This is a genomic window from Actinoplanes sp. NBC_00393 (genome assembly GCF_036053395.1).
Taxonomy (GTDB): domain Bacteria; phylum Actinomycetota; class Actinomycetes; order Mycobacteriales; family Micromonosporaceae; genus Actinoplanes.
Genome location: NZ_CP107942.1, coordinates 929001 through 944801, shown reverse-complemented (window position 1 = coordinate 944801; position 15801 = coordinate 929001). Strand labels below are relative to the sequence as shown.

The following is a 15801-nucleotide window of genomic DNA, read 5'->3' as shown; positions in this document are numbered from 1 at the left end:
CTGACGGCACGCACCTCGCAGGCTGCCGCGCACTTCCGGGGCGGGAGCGCACACGGCGTACGCCGAACGAGTTTTCGCCCCACCTGAACCACCGAACGGCCGCTTCGGCAACTCGGGCGGGCGGAATCGGCGCATCGCGCCGATCATCTTGCGGGCCGGCGCGCGCCTCGGCCACGGTGTCAGGACGGCGGCGACGCGGCCGCCCCGGGGGGGAGGCGCGCCATGGCTGGTCCACAGCGGCGACCGGGAGTGTTCGCGGTCCGGGACGTCGGATCGCTGGTCACCGAGACACATGAGCAGGGCACCGAGCTCAAACGCGCGGTCAGCTCCACACACCTGACCGCGATGGGCGTCGGCGCGATCATCGGCACCGGCATCTTCGTGGTGATCGGTGAGGGCGCGGCGATCGCCGGGCCGGCCGTCATCCTGTCGTTCGTGCTGGCGGCGGTGGCGTGTGCGTTCTCCGCGCTCTCCTACGCCGAGCTGGCCTCGTCGATCCCGGTCTCCGGCAGCGCGTACACGTACGCGTACGCGACCCTCGGCGAGCTGGTCGCCTGGATCATCGGCTGGGACCTGATCCTGGAGTACGGGGTTTCGGTGGCCGCGATCGCGGTCGGCTGGGGCGGCAACCTCAACGCGTTCCTGGACTCGGCGTTCGGCGTCGCGCTGCCGGACGCGATCGCGACCTCGCCGGAGGACGGCGGCGTGTTCAACCTGCCGGCCGTCTTCATCGTGCTGGCGATCACGTTCCTGCTGGTCCGCGGCGTGACCGAAAGCGTACGGGTCAACCTGATCATGGTCGTCGTGAAGCTGGCCGTGCTGATCTTCTTCATCGTGGTGGCGTTCGCGAACTTCAGCACCGGTAACTTCTCGCCGTTCGCCCCGGCCGGTGTGGACGGGGTGACCGCGGCCGCGGCGATCATCTTCTTCGCCTACATCGGGTTCGACGCGGTCTCCACCGGCAGCGAGGAGGCCCGCAACCCGGCCAAGGACCTGCCCAAGGCCATCCTCGGCTCGCTGCTGATCTGCACCGTCTTCTACGTGCTGACGGTCGCCGGCGCGATCGGCATCGCCACCCCCGACCAGCTGTCCGGCAGTGACGCGCCGCTGGCCGCCGCGCTCGAGGAGGGCGCCGGGATGAGCTGGGCGGCGGCGATCCTGGCGCTCGGCGCGGTGGTCGCGATCACCAGCGTGGTCCTGGTGATCTTCTACGGCCAGACCCGGATCTTCTTCGCCATGTGCCGGGACGGCCTGATGCCGCGCCGGCTGGCCGCGGTCAACCAGCGGTACGGCACGCCGGCCCGGCTCACCATCGTCCTCGGCCTGCTGATCTCGGTGCTCGCCGCGCTGGTTCCCCTCGGCACCATCGTGGAACTGGTGAACATCGGCACCCTGTTCGCCTTCGTGCTGGTCAACATCGGCGTGATCGTCCTGCGCCGGACCCGCCCGGACATGCCCCGGCCGTACCGGGTGCCGTGGTCGCCCCTGCTCCCGCTGATCGGTATCGCCTTCGCCGTCTACCTGATGGCCGACCTGCCGTTCGACACCTGGATCCGATTCCTCGGCTGGCTCGCGCTCGGCCTGCTGATCTACGCCGCCTACGGCTACCGGCACTCCCGCCTGCGCCAGGCGGCCGCCGACCCGGTGCCGTCCGGCAGCGACTTCACCCGGCCGGAGTCCCGCCCGGAGGAGGACCCGCGCCCCGGCGACGGCACCGACCGCCGCGGTGACGGAGGCCCGTCATGACGGCGCCGGCAGCCGGGCCGGTCGTCGTCGGCGTCGACCGGGGCGCCGCCGCCGCGGACGCGCTCGCCCTGGGCCGCTGGGCGGCGGAGCTCCTGGAGGTCCCGCTGACCGTCGCGGTGGTCCACCCGGCTCCGTCGGCTCTCGGCTCCGGCCGGGTGGACGCCGAGTGGATCGCCGACCGGCACCGGGTAGCCGAGGAGGTGCTGGCCGGCGCCCGCAGCACGCTCGGCGACCCGCCCGGCGCCGAGTACCGGACGATCGCCTCCTCCTCGGCCGCGCACGGCCTGCACGATCTGGCCGAGCAGGTGCACGCGTCGCTGCTCGTGGTGGGCTCCAGCGCGTCCGGGCCGGCCGCCCGGCTGTTCGCCGGCAGCACCGCCGAGCGCCTGCTCGCCGGCAGCCCCTGCCCGGTCGCGATCGCGCCGGCCGGGATGCCGAACGAGCCGGGCGCGGTGGGCCGGATCGGCGTCGCCTACGTGGACACGCCGGACGGCCGTGCCGCGCTCACCGAGGCGGCCCGGCTGGCCCGGCGGACCGGCAGCCCGCTGCTGCTGGTCACGGTCGTGGCACGCGGCGATGCCGCGGTGCCGTTCCTGCTGGGCGACGACGCTGAGCGGGCTTTTCTGGACACAGCCCGGGAGACGTACGAGGAAGCGCTGCGCAAAGCCGCCGAATGCGTCCCGGACGTCCGGGTCGAGTGGGAGCTCCGCTCCGGCGACGTCGTGGAGACCCTCGCCGAACTCGGCGAGGTCGACGTGCTGTTCTGCGGCTCGCGCGGCTACGGCCCGACCCGCCGCGTCCTGCTCGGCGGCGTCTCCACCCGCCTGCTGCGCCGCGCCTGCCGCCCCCTGGTAGTAGTCCCCCGAGCCGCCTGACCCTCGGCGGCTGGTTAACCCGGCTGTTCGGCCGGCGCCGGAACAGCCCTCAGAGCCAGCCAGGCCGGTTAGTCCGGCTGGCTCTCACGGCTGTTCGACGAGGGTTGGAACAGCCCTGTTGACCACCTGCTTAAGCCCGGCGGCCGCGTTGGGGCCGGGACCGGCTGCCTGGCTCGCGCGGTAGCCGAGGTACTCCTTCGTAGCTCGTACCAAATCATGGTTGTCAGGCTCGGTGGCGGCCGACGCGCTCGGAGATCGCGGAGGCGTCGGAGGTCGGCGCGGAGGCGGCGGCCTCGTCCCAGGCGGAGACCGTGGGCGTGCGATGGAGGTCCGGGCCGAGATCGCTGAGCGGCACGTAGACGCGCGCGTCCACCGCCTCGGCCAGCAGCAGCGCGGCCACCAGCGCGGTGGGCCGGTCGGCCGGATCCTTCGCCAGGCAGCGCGAGCAGAGATCGAGGACCTCGGGCGGCAGGCCGTCGATGTGCGGCAGCGGCTGCGGATCCTCGAAGCGCTCGGCGAGGACCAGCTCGGTGTTGGTGCGCGCGTTCCACGGCAGCCGGCCGGAGAGGCAGTGGTAGATCAGCGTGCCGAGCGCGAACATGTCGGTCGCCGGGGTGGCCGGCATGCCCTCGAAGCGTTCCGGGGCGATGTAGGCCGGCGTGCCCATCACCGGGCCGTGCGGATCCGGGTCGGGCGAGCCGACCACCGCGGCGATGCCGAAGTCCAGGACCTTGGCGCCGGCCGGGGTGAGCATGATGTTGGCCGGCTTGATGTCGCGATGCACCACGTGCTCGGCGTGGGCCGCCGCGAGTGCGGCCGCCACTTCGGCGCAGATGCGTACGCCGATGCGCCAGTCCAGCCGGCCGGCGGCGAGGTGCCGGCTCAGGGTCTGGCCCTCGACAAGTTCCATCACGATGTACGGGACGTCGCGTCCCGGGGCGGGCGAGGTGCCGAAGTCGTGCACCCCGGCGACGTTGGGATGGGCGAGCCGGGCCGCCGAGCGCGCCTCCGCCCGGACCAGTTCGACCCCGATCTCGCCGAGGGTGCCCTCCACCGCCGGCGCCATGATCTTCACCGCGACCGGCCGGTCCAGCACCTTGTCGTGTCCGCGCCAGACCTCCGACATGCCGCCGAGTCCGATGCGGTTCACCAGTTGATAACGCCCGCCAAGCGTCCGCATGCGGCCTCCTCGCGCCCTCCGGCAGGTCAGTCTCGACCTGTCGGACCTGGCGTTACCCAGGGCACCAGGGCACAAACGCGACCCCGGGCCGGGGGTACCTCGAACCGGTGGAGAGCGGACGCCGCATCAGTGCCCGGATGTCCGGGTGAGAACAGGACGTTGATTGGGGCTCGGCATCGTCCGAAAGGATGAGGCGGACGTCAATTCGTCGAAGCTTTACCGGGTGGTCGGCCGGCGTTGGAATCGCGGTTTTCGGGAACGCTCCCAAATACGGTTTCGTAACCGGCGGGTTTACCGCTGCAAAAGCGCGCCGAACGGTCCCGGAAACGGACTCCGCGCTCACTGTGAGTAAAGACGGACCTCGTGGACGACATGGTAGCGTCCCGTCGCTACTTAAGATCCACTAAAGGGTCACTGAAAGTGACCGTCAGCATGGCGGAACCGCTCCTTGTGGGCCCGGCCCCGCCATCAGCAGTGCAGCCCGGGTTTCCGCGCGCACCTGACGCCGGGATCGACGTTAGGGCATCCGGAAGATCGGGGGCAGAGCGCCCCCACCTCGGGTGATCACGCTCTCAGCGGCTGTCCGGCCGGGGTGGCCGGACAGCGCCGGAGATCAAGCCAGTTCGGTACGCAGGTCGTGCGCGCCGTCCGCCCGGGTCGACTCGTAGTAGAGCCGCTGCCGGCCGTCGGGCAAGTCGACCAGGCTCAGATAGCGCAGGCCGTAGGGCGGGTGCGGGCTGCCGATCGGCTCCCGGTCCTCGGCGGTGAGCGCGCCGAAGGAGCCGTCCGGCAGGCGCTCACCCCGGGCCGTCCCGGTGCGCTCCTCCCAGTTCTCCCCCGCTGTGGCGCGGCCGTCGTAGGCGGCGATGATCTCGTCGCCCTGCACCCGGACCGAGGAGATCCGCACGCCCCGGGCGTCCCACTCGCCGGCGCGGCCGGCCAGCGCGGTGCGCCGCCAGGTCCAGTGCACGCCGTCCGGGCTGGTCGCGTACTCGGTGGTCATCCGGTCGGCGTCGTCCCAGGACTCCAGGGGGTGCACCGACGCCCACAGGTGCCAGCCGTGCTCGTCGTGGTGCAGCACCGGGTCCTTGACGCCGACCGTCTCGTCGCCGGCCAGCACGGTGCGGGGCACGGCGGTGGCCAGGCCCTCCGGGGTGTCCGCCTCGAGCAGGTCGACCCGCCAATGCTTGGTGCCCGGGGTGGCGGCGCTGACGTACAGCCGCCATTTGCCCTGCGGGGTGCGCACCAGGGCCGGCCGCTCGAGCGACTCGGCCCCGAAGGCGTCCTTGCTCACCTCGGCCACCACCGTGAAGGTGAGGCCGTCGGCGGAGCGGGCCACGACGTTAGCGATGCCGCGGCCGGCCCCGATCGGCAGCCTCAGCCGGTAGGCGAGGTAGATCCACCCGTCCGCGATGACCGAGCTGGGCGCTCCCGACCACGCCCCGGGCTCGGAGCCGGGCGGCTCCACCACCACGGTGGAGTCATCCCAGCCGGGCAGTGGCAGGGTCGTGATTCCAGTGGTCAAGGCAGCTCCCCGTGGTTGCGGCGACGGAACGCGTCCAAGTTTGCATGAACTATCGGAAATGTGGGCTTTACCGGACCCGGGCGTGTCGGTCGAGGCTCAGCCAGTCGTCGTAGTTCTCGCCGGTCACGTCCTTGAGAAGGGCGATGTCGCCGGCGAAGTACGGCAACAGGGCGGCGCGTTCCTCCGGCGTGGTCACCGGGCGGTTGCCCCGCTTGCGATGCAGCAGCGTGAGCAGTGGTCCCCGAGCGGCGAGACGCAGCGGAACCGGGAACCGGTGCCCGAAGTTGCCACCGGCCCGGAGCAGGCCGCGCAGCACCTTGTTGACGCGAGTGTCCTCGACGTAGTGCCGGTTCACGTTCTCCCTCGGGATCGAGGTGAGCACACCGGTCCGCACGCCCAGGAAAGAGCAGACCCGGTCCAGTGTCTCGGCCGGACTGTCCTTGAGGTCGCGGTAGCGTAGCAGAAGCACCTGCTCACGAGGGAAGCGCTGATAGAGGTGCTCGAGCTGCCGGCCGTACCGGCCCAGGCCGATGTAATGCCAGAAGTCGGCCCAGTTCGCGGCCTTGCGCTCCTCCTCCGCCAGGCAGGCGGTCAGGAAGTCGGCCTCCTCCTCCAGACCGGCCACCCAGAGATGGGTCCAGTTGGAGTGCGCCCGGTCCACCGGGTCGCGCAACAGGATGATCAGCCGCGCGTGCGGGACCAGCGCTTTCATCCGGTCGTGCGCGGCCAGGTCGTACAGATAGAAGGGTGTGGCCTCGCCGCGAAGCGTGCCCGGCGGCGCGGGGTCGAAGAGCGCCTCGTACTCGTCCTGCCGCCAGACGTGCTCCTGATAGGTCTGCACGTCACCGGGCCCGCCGACGACCGGTGGCGGCCCGTCGGAGAGGAAGAACTTCGGTTCCTTCACCGACGGGAGGAAGAGCTCGGGATGTCCGGTCAGCGCCGCGTGCAGCGCCGTGGTTCCGGCCTTGGGCACGCCGGCGATGAGGAAGTCGGGTAGCGCCATCGGTTCCCCCTAGGCTTGCTCGAATTGAGACTTAGCCTACAGATCCACTAGGATTTCGCAGCCCGATGACCACGTGGCGGACGTCTCTTACGGCCGCCTTCCCCTCATCTCTTACGGCCGCCTTCCCCCCATCGTCGGCCGCGGAGCCGGCGCCACCAGCGCCCGGCGCTCCGGAACCGGTTGCACTCGCCCGGCTCGCAGAGCGCGCAGTCCGTCCCGGCGCGGTAATGATCGTGTGCCCGATGCGAATGCCCACAAACGCACAGCCTGGTGTCGGTCGTCATCGCATCACCAACGCCGAACGGCTGAGGAGGCTACGGGCGTTCGGCGACATCGTCCCACCGGTCAACGGTAGCGAGTGGATCAGTCTTACGCCCAGCAATCGCACCGTCACATCGGGACACATAAAATTAACTTTAGGTGAAGGCGTACGTCCGGAAAGTAACGGCTGCGGTTTGCCGATCTTGTCCGTTTATGTAGTGATCCACTACTCATTTACATATTCGCGGGAGACTCTCCCGAGAGATCCACCGCTATGGCCAATGTCCGTTACGCAAGGTAACGATGTGGCCTAGGTCCGCGCTCAGCGACCTGGATGTACTTGCTTCTCCATACTGGAACTGTCAGCTTTATGGCAGCTGTGACTTGAGTCTTTCTCATGGTCTGTTGACGCTACGTAATCGTTTGCTAGGTTGTTTTCCTGAAGCGAGCGGCTGTGCGGTCCCACCTTCGGGAAATCGCGCTACAAGTCGCATTGCCGCCCCCGGAAGGGACCGACATGGAGCTTTCGCACTTGAATACGAACACCGACAGTAACCGCCCGCAATCACCGACCGTGAGCGTCGTGATTCCCACGCTGAACGAAGAGCGGAACCTGCCGCACGTGTTCGCGAAGCTCCCGTCCCTGATCACCGAGGTGATCGTCGTCGATGGCGGCTCCACCGACCGGACCGTCGAAGTGGCTCGTGAGCTGCGGCCGGACGCCGTGATCGTGCAGCAGACGCGGAAGGGCAAGGGCAACGCGCTCGCCTGCGGCTTCGCCGCCTGCACCGGCGACATCATCGTGATGATCGACGCCGACGGCTCCACCGACCCGGCCGAGATCCCACTCTTCGTGGACAAGCTGATCAACGGCGACCACTTTGTGAAGGGGTCTCGCTTCAGCCACGGCGGTCACAGCCACGACATCACCGCGCTGCGCAAGCTCGGCAACGACGGCCTCAACATGGTGGTCAACGTCCTGTTCCGGACGCACTTCACCGACCTCTGCTACGGCTACAACGCCTTCTGGCGCAACGTCGTGCCGGCGCTCGACCTGCCGGACGTCACGCTCCCCCAGCCGGCCGACGGCAGCAAGCTGTGGGGCGACGGCTTCGAGATCGAGACGATGATCAACATCCGCGCGGTCGCGGAGAAGCTGAAGGTCGGCGAGGTCGGCAGCACCGAGCACGAGCGGATCTTCGGCGAGAGCAACCTGAACACCTTCCGCGACGGCTTCCGGGTGCTCCGCACGATCTTCAGTGAGTACGGCCGGATGCGCGGCCGCCGCGGCGCCGGCATCGCCCCGTTCGTCGAGGGCCTGAAGCTGCCGACCGCCAACCCGGTCCCGGCGCCCCCGGTCGTCACCCCGCCGCCGGCTGTCCCCCGGGTCCTCGAGCCCCGCGGCTACGAGCCGGCCGTCAACCCGCCCGCGCCGGTCGTGGTCGCCGCCCACCCGGTCGCGGCGAACCGGCACCCGGCCGACCCGCGCCGCGACACCGGCCAGCTCAACCGGGCCAACCGCCCGCACGAGGTCGGCACCCGGCGCACCGACGACATCAACAAGCTGCGCAAGCCGGCCTTCGACGACCTCGGCATGGGCCCCACCCGGGACCTGCGCGCCTTGCGGGCCCGCGCGCTCGACGACATCGGCAGCGGCCCCACCCAGGACATCAGCAAGCTGCGCAGCCGCGCCTCGCTCGACGACTGAACTTCTTCCCACCTGGCAGGGCCGTAGCAGCAGCTCCGGCCCGATGCCAGGTTGGAAAAGTTCACCAGGCGCCCCTTCCGCCCACAGGAGCACTCCCCTCGTGAACCACACCCATCTGCCCACGACGATCGTCATTCCCACGTACTCCGAGGTGCGCTGGGACTACCTCACCCGTACGCTCGAGTGCGCCCACGCTCAGACGCAGAAGCCCGAAGAGATCGTCGTGGTCGTCGACCACAACCCGGCGATGTTCGACCGGATCAAGCGTGAGCTGCCGGGCATCACGGTGCTGCAGAACGAGTACGCCCAGGGCGTCTCCGGCAACCGCAACACCGGCGCCTTCTACGCCCAGACCCCGCTGATCGCCTTCCTGGACGACGACATCATCGCCGAGCCGGATTGGCTCGAGCGGCAGATCGAGCCGTTCGCCGACCCCGAGGTGATCGGCACCGGCGGCTTCATCCAGCCGGCCTGGGAGGGCCCCGCCCCGAAGTGGATGCCGGGCGAGTTCCTCTGGGCGGTCGGTGGCTCGTACACCGGCATGCCCACCGAGACCGCGCCGATCCGCAACGTCTGGTCGGCCAACATGATCGTGCGCCGGGACGTGTTCGTCGCGGCCGGCGGATTCCGGGTCGGCTTCGGCAAGCTCGGCGACCGCAACCGGCCCGAGGACACCGACCTCTGCCTGCGCATGAGCGAGGTCTCCGACAACGGCCATTGGGTGTACGTGCCGGGCGCGGTCATCCAGCACGAGGTGCCCGCCGAGCGGGCCAGCTTCAAGTTCTTCGTGAAGCGCTGCTACGCCGAGGGCCGGGGCAAGGTCCAGATGGGCAGCCTGCACGAGGAGAACAAGAACGACGCCCTCGGCGCCGAGAAGAGCTACATCTGGTCGCTGCCGAAGGCCGTGGTCAAGCACGTGGGTGCGGCCGCCACCGGCAAGGGCGCCGACCACCTGCTCCGCGCGGGTGGCGTCATCGCCGGCGCCGCCGCCGCGGGTGTCGGTGGCGTCGTGGAAACCGTCAGCAAGAAGCGCGCCGGCCGGCGCAACGAGTCGGAGGCCGCTCAGTGACCACCGGAGTCAACGGCGCCCTCCCGGGCGCCCCGAACCTGGACGACGAGAGCAGGTTCCGCCCCGCGGTCGTGCTCGACCTGGACCTGTCCCAGCCGCTGCCGCCGGTCGCCGCGATCGCGGCGGACGGCCGCCGGGTTCTGCAGGCCCACGTCCTGGTCCGGCTCTTCACCGAGCCGCTCGGCACGGTGCTGGTCGACGTGCCGGAGCAGGGGCTCGCCCCGTACGCGCTGGCCGCGGCGATCGACACCGAGCTCGGCGAGGCGGTGAGCTCCCGCCTGGGCGGCGCCCCCGTCCCGGTGCACGGTTACGTCCCGCACACCGAGCCGGAGTTCCTGGCCAGCCGGCGTGCGATCCTGGCCTCCGCGCCGGAGATCACCGTGGTGGTCTGCACCCGGGAGCGGCCCGGCGCGCTGGCCCGCTGCCTGGACAGCCTGTTCGCCATGCAGTACCCGGTCTTCCGGATCCTCGTCGTGGACAACGCGCCGGTGACCGACGCCACCGCCGAGGTGGTCCGGGCGGCGGCCCGCCGCGGCCCGGTCGAGTACCTGCGCGAGCCCAAGGCCGGCCTGTCGTTCGCCCGCAACGCGGCGGTCGCCGCGACCCACGGGCAGATCGTGGCCTGGATCGACGACGACGAGCGGGCCGACCCGTACTGGCTGGCCGAGGTGGCCCGGGCGCTGGCGATGTACCCGGAGGCCGACGTGGTCTCCGGCGTGATCGTCCCGGCCGAGCTGGAGACCAAGGCGCAGCTCTGGTTCGAGCAGTTCGGCGGGCACAGCAAGGGCCGCGGGTTCCGGCCGGACACGTTCGGCCCGCACACCGCGCACCTCCAGAGCCCGCTCTACCCGCTGCCGCCGTTCGGCACCGGCGCGAACATGACGTTCCGGCCCGGCGTGATGGAACGGATCGGCGGCTGGGACAACGCGCTCGGCGCCGGCACCCCGGCGATGGGCTCGGAGGACACCCTCGCCTTCACCCAGGTGCTGCTCAGCGGTGGGACGATCGTGTACCAGCCGACCGCGGTGACCCACCACTACCACCGGGCCGACTTCGAGGGCCTGCACAAGCAGATGGTCGGATACGGGACGGGGCTGACGGCCGCGTACACCAGTCTGCTGATGAACCGGCCGGGCCTGATCTTCAAGCTGATGGCCCTGGCGCCGACCGCTCTGCGCGATCTGACCGGTTCCGACAGCCTGCGGGTCTCCACACTTCAGGACGACTTCCCACGCGAGCTTCTTTCGGCGAACCGACGGGGGATGATTGCCGGACCACGCGCGTACCTTCGGGGACGGCGTGCCGCCCGGGCCAAGCTCCGGGGAACCGCCCGCTGATCATGGCGGCGTACGATGGGGGCTTGTTCGCGCAGGTGCGGACCGTTGCGAGCAGGCCCGCACACCGGGTGACTTCGCCCGCCGAACGGCATCCTCGGACTCGGGGGTGAGCGAGGCGGGCGGCCCGGTGACGGTGCGCGCCGCCTCGCTGACCTGATCGATCCGAAGTAGCTGTGGAGGCTCTTTTCATGGGGGACCAGCCGACGTCCGACCGGAAACGGACGCCGGAGGAAGCGACCGCGAAGGCCGCGGACCCGCGACCCGACGAGACCGTCGTTCTCACCCGGATACCGGACGAGGACGGCGGGGCCGCTACAGCTCGTGACAAGCCGGGCAAGGAAGCGGTGGCCAAGCCTCCGGTTCCGCCCGTTTCCGCAGCTCAACCCACTGGTTCCGGCGCGCCCAGTTCGTCCGGCGCTCCCGGTTCGCCCGGCGCGCCCAGCTCGCTCAGTTCGCCCGGCGCGCCCAGCTCGCTCAGTTCGCCCGGCGCGCCCAGCTCGCTCAGTTCGCCCGGCGCGCCGGCCAAGCCTGGGCCGCCTGGATCGGCCGGCTCCAGTGGTTCCGCTGGTTCCAACGGCTCCGGTGGTTCGCCGGCCAAGCCTGGACCGCCCACCGCCGATACGCAGCAACCCAAGCCGGGACCGCCTGCCGCACCTGCTCCGGCGGCAGCCTCGCAAGCCCAGCCGGGACCGCCGACACCGGCGGCCCCGCACGCCAAGCCCGGACCGCCGGTGCCTCCGGTCAAGGCCGTGGGCTCCGTGAAGGTGGCCCAGCCCGCCTCCCCGGACACTTCCCCGGCGCGCCCGACCAGCCTCGCGCAGGCTCCTACACCGCCGGCCCGGCCCGCCGCGCCCACTCCTCCGGCCAAGCCTGCGGGACCCGCTGCGCCTGCTCCGCAGCCTTCCTCGGCGCCCCCGGCCAACCAGACACGGCCGGGCACAGCAGGCCCGCAGCCTTCCTCGGCGCCCCCGGCCAACCAGACACGGCCCGGCACAGCAGGCCCGCAGCCCTCCTCGGCGTCCTCCGCAAGCCAAGCGCGGCCTGGTACTTCCGGCCCGCAGCCCTCATCGGCGCCGCCGGCGAACCAAGCACGGCCTGGCACGCCGGGTGCGGCCATTCCGCAGGTGACGCCGGGGTCGTCTGCCGTGCAGGGCAAGCCGGGGCAGGCGACGCCGGCCAAGGCTGTTGCGTCTGTCAAGGTGCCGCAGGCCGCGGCGGCCGCTCCCCCGGCTCCGCAAAGTCCGCCGGCTTCTCCGGCGAGGCCCGGGCCGCCGGGTTCGCCCGCGCCCGCTGTGCCGGTGATCCCGCACGTGATTCCGGGAGCGCCGGGGACGTCTGCCCCGCAGGCGAAGTCCGCGCCACCCGCACCTCCCGCGAAGGCTGCGGCGGCCGCGCCGCAGTCGGCGCCGCCTGCGAAAGCCACTGCGAAAGCCGCGGTGCCATCAGCGCCACCCGCGGGATCGGCCGCACAACCCGCTAAGGGTGCCGCGCCATCCGCGCCGCAGTCAGCGCCGCCCGCTAAGGGTGCCGCGCCATCCGCGCCGCAGTCAGCGCCGCCCGCTAGGGGTGCTGCGTCATCCGCGCCGCAGTCAACGCCACCCTCTAAGGGTGCCGCGCCATCCGCGCCGCAATCTGCGCCGCCCGCTAGGGGTGCTGCGTCATCCGCGCCGCAATCTGCGCCGCCCGCTAGGGGTGCTGCGCCATCCGCGCCGCAAGGTGGGGGGTCGGGCCGGGCTGCGGCGCCGTCTGCGGGCGCTGGCAAGGCTGCGCAACCGCCGGCGCCGCCCGCTGCCAAAGCCTCCGCCTCCGCGCCGCCGGCCAAGGCTGAGCAGGGCAGGCCCGGGCAGGCCAAGGCTGAGCAGGGCAAGCCTGGGCCGGCCAACGCTGAGCAGGGCAAGCCTGGGCAGACCAAGCCTGGGCAGGCCAACGCTGAGCAGGGCAAGCCTGGGCAGGCCAAGTCGGTCGGTGAGGAGACCGTTGTCATCCGGCTGTCCGGAGAGACGAAGAAGAAGCCGGACATCGATGACACCGTGCTGATGCGGCTGCCGCAGGCGGCGCCGAAGAAGCCGGCGGCTGATGACACCGTGGTGATCAGCAAGATCGGGGATCTCAAGCCGGCGGACAAGTCCGGCCGGAAGCGGCCGGTCGGTGACGACACCGTGATCATCCGGCTGCCGGGGAGTCCGCCGAAGAAGGACGCCCCGCGTAAGAAGCCGGTCGGTGACGACACCGTCATCATCCGGCTGCCCGGTACCGCGAAGCCGAAGACCGGCGGGGATCCGAACCGCAAGCGGCCGGGGACCGACGACACCGTCATCATCCGGCTGCCGCAGACGCCGAAGAAGCCGAAGGTCGCCGGCCGGGCCACGGTCGAGCGGGGTTCGGTCGGCGAGGACACCGTTGTCATTCGGATCCCGGCCGAGCCGAAACCGGAGCCGAAGCCCACCGGGCCGCTCGATCTGGGCTACGCGCCCTGGGTGCTCGCCATCTCCAGCCTCGGCGTGGTTCTGGTCGCGCTGGCGTACGGCGGCGGCCGCCACGAGTCCACCTGGGCGATGACCGCGTACTGGATCGGCCAGATCATCGTCTTCACCCCGGTGGTGTTCCGGCTGCTCAGCCGGCTCGCCGGGGTCGCCGAGTCGTTCCTGCTGGTGATGGGCCTGGCGGCGAACCAGTACATGCTCAAGTGGATGTACAGCCCGGACCAGTTCCGGTTCCCCGACGAGCTCCAGCACTGGATGGCCACGACCCTGATCACCGAGTCCGGTGATCTGTTCCGGCCCAACCAGGCGCTGCCTCCGGCCGTACATTTCCCCGGTCTTGCCGAGATGGGCGCCTCGGTCTCCCAGCTCACCGGCCTGTCGGTGACCGCGGCCGGAACCATCGTGGCCGGCGTCGCCCACCTGATCTTCGTCGGCATCCTGTTCGCGGCCGTGCTGCGCGGCAGCAATTCGCCGGCGATGGCCGGTGTGGCGTGTGTGACGTACGCGACGGCCATGCACTACCTGTTCTTCAACTCCATGTTCCTGTACCAGACGGCCGCGCTCCCGTTCTTCATGCTCGCCGTCTGGGCGCACCGGCGCTGGCGGACCGGCGGTGGCCGCAAGTTCATCGCGATCGCGCTGGTCGGCATCGCGATGACCACGGTCAGCCACCACGTCACCGCGTTCGCGCTGGTCGCCACGCTGGGCCTGCTCGCCCTCACCGAGGTGTTCCTGGAGAAGCCGCGGCCGTGGGCCACGCTGGGCCTGCCGTTCATCGCGGGCGCGATCGTGGCGGCCTGGATCGGGTTCGTGGCGACCGACGTCATCGCCTATCTGGAGGCCCCGGTCGACAGCCTGCGGGCCTCGCTGAACCAGATGTTCGGTGGCGGCGAGGACGCCGAGGCCACGGTCACCCCGCCGGTGCCGCTCGTGCAGCTCGCCGTACAGGGTGCGGGTCTTCTCGGTCTGTTGATCTTGTTCCTGGCAGTGGCCCGGGACATGCTGCTCCGCAAGGACCGGGACGCCTGGCGCTGGGCCGCGCTGGTCGGTGGCGGCGTGTTCTTCGCCGGCAACGGCGCCCGGTTCCTGGGCTCCGGCGGCCCGGAGATCGCGGGCCGGCTCTCCACCTTCACCTACGTCCCGATGTCGATCATCGCGGCGATCGCGATCGTGTACGCGGTGCAGCTCATCCCGCCGAAGGACGAGAACGGCCGCCGCTGGCTGTCGGCGCCGCCGCCCGGTCTGTCGGTCACCACCGGCCGCCGTCTCGCCGGGCAGGTCTATCTCGGTACGGCGCTGATCACCGTACTGATGATCGGCGCCCGGACCGGTGGCTGGCCGCCGGTGTCCGCCCTGCTGCCCGGCCCCTATCTGCCGGCCGCCTACGAGCGCTCGGTGGACGAGTTCGGGGTCGACGCCGCCTTCTGGCAGGCCGCGACGCTGCCGCACGGCACCCGCGTCGGTGGTGACATCACCGCGGTGGCGCTGTCGTCGACGTACGGGCGGATGGACCCGGTCCGTGAGGTCGGCGCGCTGTTCTACGCCAGCCAGTGGACCGCCGAGGAGGACGACCTGGCTGCCGGGGTGGGCCTCTCCTACCTGGTCGTCGACGACCGGCTCGGCGACGATCTGCCGTCGAACGACGCGTACTTCCAGAACGACCCGATGGCCGGCCGGATCACCGAGCCGATCCCGGACTCGCAGCTGACCAAGTTCGACCGGGTGAGCACGATCTCCCGGCTCTACGACAACGGCCATGTCCGGATCTACCAGATCGGAGCCTCGTGAACGCCGCCCGCGCCGGTGCCCTCGCCGCAGTGACCGTCGCGTCCGGGGCCGCGGTGCTGGCCGGGCCGCTGGCGGTCTCGGTGCCCGGCGGCCTGCTGCTGGCGTTCATGCTGCCCGGCTTCGCGCTGACCGAGGCGATCTTCCGGCCCGCCCGGCAGGACATCGGCGTGGTGGAGCGGCTCATCCTGATCCCGGCGCTGAGCCTGGCCGTGCTGGTGCTCGGCGGTCTCGGCCTGTGGGCCATCGGGGGCTCGCTGAACCAGGCCGGCTGGCTGTCGATCGCCGCCGCGGTCACCCTGATCGCGACCGGGGTGGCGGTGACCCGCAACCGGATCACGCCGGCCGCCGCCTCGGTGGAGTCGGCCACCCGGATCTCCACGGCTGCCGGGCCCACGCCGAAGCCCGGCAAGAAGGGGTTCCCGCGGCTCTCCCGTCGCCGTCTCTTCCGCGACGTGGTGCCGCTGACCCTGTCGGTGCTGCTGCTCGCCGGGATCGGCTGGTGGTCGTTCAACGACTCGGTGGAGACGTACGACGCCACGGTCACCACTCTGTCGGCTGCCCCGCCCGGGCCGGTGAACCCCGACGGCAACCGGTCCGTGCAGGTCAGCGCGACCGGGCTGGACTCGGCGGGCGGGCCGTACCGGCTCGTGCTGACCGGCACCGCGGGGACGGAGCTCAGCGAGCACAACCTGACCCCCGACGACGACGGCTCGTGGACCGGGCGGGTCAGTGTTCCGGGTGAGGAGCGGATCACCATGGATCTCTTCCGCTCCGGTGAGTCGGCCGCGTTCCGTACCGTGATCATCGCTGTCGCTCAGTAAAGTCC

The 15801-nt window shown here is 71.1% G+C and carries 10 protein-coding genes; 7 read left to right on the top strand and 3 right to left on the bottom strand.

Going from position 1 to position 15801, the window contains the following annotated elements:
- The first annotated feature begins 222 nt into the window (after positions 1–222).
- Both OHA21_RS04180 and OHA21_RS04175 read left to right on the top strand, forming a co-directional pair.
- Positions 223–1746 (top strand): amino acid permease, encoded by a 1524-nt coding sequence (locus OHA21_RS04180; protein ID WP_328470304.1) that lies wholly within the window; start codon positions 223–225, stop codon positions 1744–1746.
- Positions 1743–2621, top strand: coding sequence for a universal stress protein (locus OHA21_RS04175; RefSeq protein WP_328470302.1), 879 nt, complete (start codon positions 1743–1745; stop codon positions 2619–2621). The genes OHA21_RS04180 and OHA21_RS04175 overlap by 4 nt, the downstream gene beginning before the upstream one ends.
- 223 nt (positions 2622–2844) lie before the next feature.
- On the opposite strand, the gene OHA21_RS04170 is transcribed toward OHA21_RS04175, so the two are convergent.
- The 3 genes from OHA21_RS04170 to OHA21_RS04160 all read right to left on the bottom strand — a co-directional run bounded on the left by OHA21_RS04170 (position 2845) and on the right by OHA21_RS04160 (position 6329).
- On the bottom strand, positions 2845–3801 hold the full coding sequence (locus OHA21_RS04170; protein WP_328470300.1) for a serine/threonine-protein kinase: 957 nt from the start codon (positions 3799–3801) through the stop codon (positions 2845–2847).
- Positions 3802–4414: 613 nt separating this feature from the next.
- Positions 4415–5326, bottom strand: a complete 912-nt coding sequence (locus OHA21_RS04165) for a hypothetical protein (protein WP_328470298.1) — start codon at positions 5324–5326, stop codon at positions 4415–4417.
- A 67-nt stretch (positions 5327–5393) separates the two neighbouring features.
- Positions 5394–6329, bottom strand: a complete 936-nt coding sequence (locus tag OHA21_RS04160) for a sulfotransferase family protein (RefSeq protein ID WP_328470296.1) — start codon at positions 6327–6329, stop codon at positions 5394–5396.
- A 778-nt stretch (positions 6330–7107) separates the two neighbouring features.
- On the opposite strand from OHA21_RS04160, the gene OHA21_RS04155 reads away from it, so the two are divergent.
- The 5 genes from OHA21_RS04155 to OHA21_RS04135 all read left to right on the top strand — a co-directional run bounded on the left by OHA21_RS04155 (position 7108) and on the right by OHA21_RS04135 (position 15796).
- Positions 7108–8298 carry a glycosyltransferase family 2 protein gene (locus OHA21_RS04155; protein WP_442875062.1) on the top strand — a complete coding sequence of 397 codons (1191 nt, stop codon included), beginning with the start codon at positions 7108–7110 and terminating at the stop codon, positions 8296–8298.
- Between the two features lie 100 nt (positions 8299–8398).
- Positions 8399–9367: a glycosyltransferase family 2 protein gene (locus OHA21_RS04150; protein ID WP_328470293.1), complete on the top strand. Its 969-nt coding sequence runs from the start codon at positions 8399–8401 to the stop codon at positions 9365–9367.
- On the top strand, positions 9364–10704 hold the full coding sequence (locus OHA21_RS04145) for a glycosyltransferase (RefSeq protein ID WP_328470290.1): 1341 nt from the start codon (positions 9364–9366) through the stop codon (positions 10702–10704). The genes OHA21_RS04150 and OHA21_RS04145 overlap by 4 nt, the downstream gene beginning before the upstream one ends.
- A gap of 2030 nt (positions 10705–12734) precedes the next feature.
- A complete protein-coding gene (locus tag OHA21_RS04140; protein WP_328470288.1) occupies positions 12735–14975 on the top strand; it encodes a hypothetical protein in 2241 nt (746 codons plus the stop codon).
- Entirely contained in the window at positions 14972–15796 is an 825-nt protein-coding gene (locus OHA21_RS04135; RefSeq protein WP_328470287.1) for a DUF1616 domain-containing protein, read from the top strand. The genes OHA21_RS04140 and OHA21_RS04135 overlap by 4 nt, the downstream gene beginning before the upstream one ends.
- Positions 15797–15801: the final 5 nt, after the last annotated feature.

Excerpts from the sequence above, each read along its gene's own strand:
- OHA21_RS04155 (WP_442875062.1), top strand. The coding sequence starts at position 7,108 with ATGGAGCTTTCGCACTTGAATACGAACACCGACAGTAACCGCCCGCAA.
- OHA21_RS04175 (WP_328470302.1), top strand. The coding sequence starts at position 1,743 with ATGACGGCGCCGGCAGCCGGGCCGGTCGTCGTCGGCGTCGACCGGGGC.
- OHA21_RS04180 (WP_328470304.1), top strand. The coding sequence starts at position 223 with ATGGCTGGTCCACAGCGGCGACCGGGAGTGTTCGCGGTCCGGGACGTC.
- OHA21_RS04160 (WP_328470296.1), bottom strand. The coding sequence starts at position 6,329 with ATGGCGCTACCCGACTTCCTCATCGCCGGCGTGCCCAAGGCCGGAACC.
- OHA21_RS04170 (WP_328470300.1), bottom strand. The coding sequence starts at position 3,801 with ATGCGGACGCTTGGCGGGCGTTATCAACTGGTGAACCGCATCGGACTC.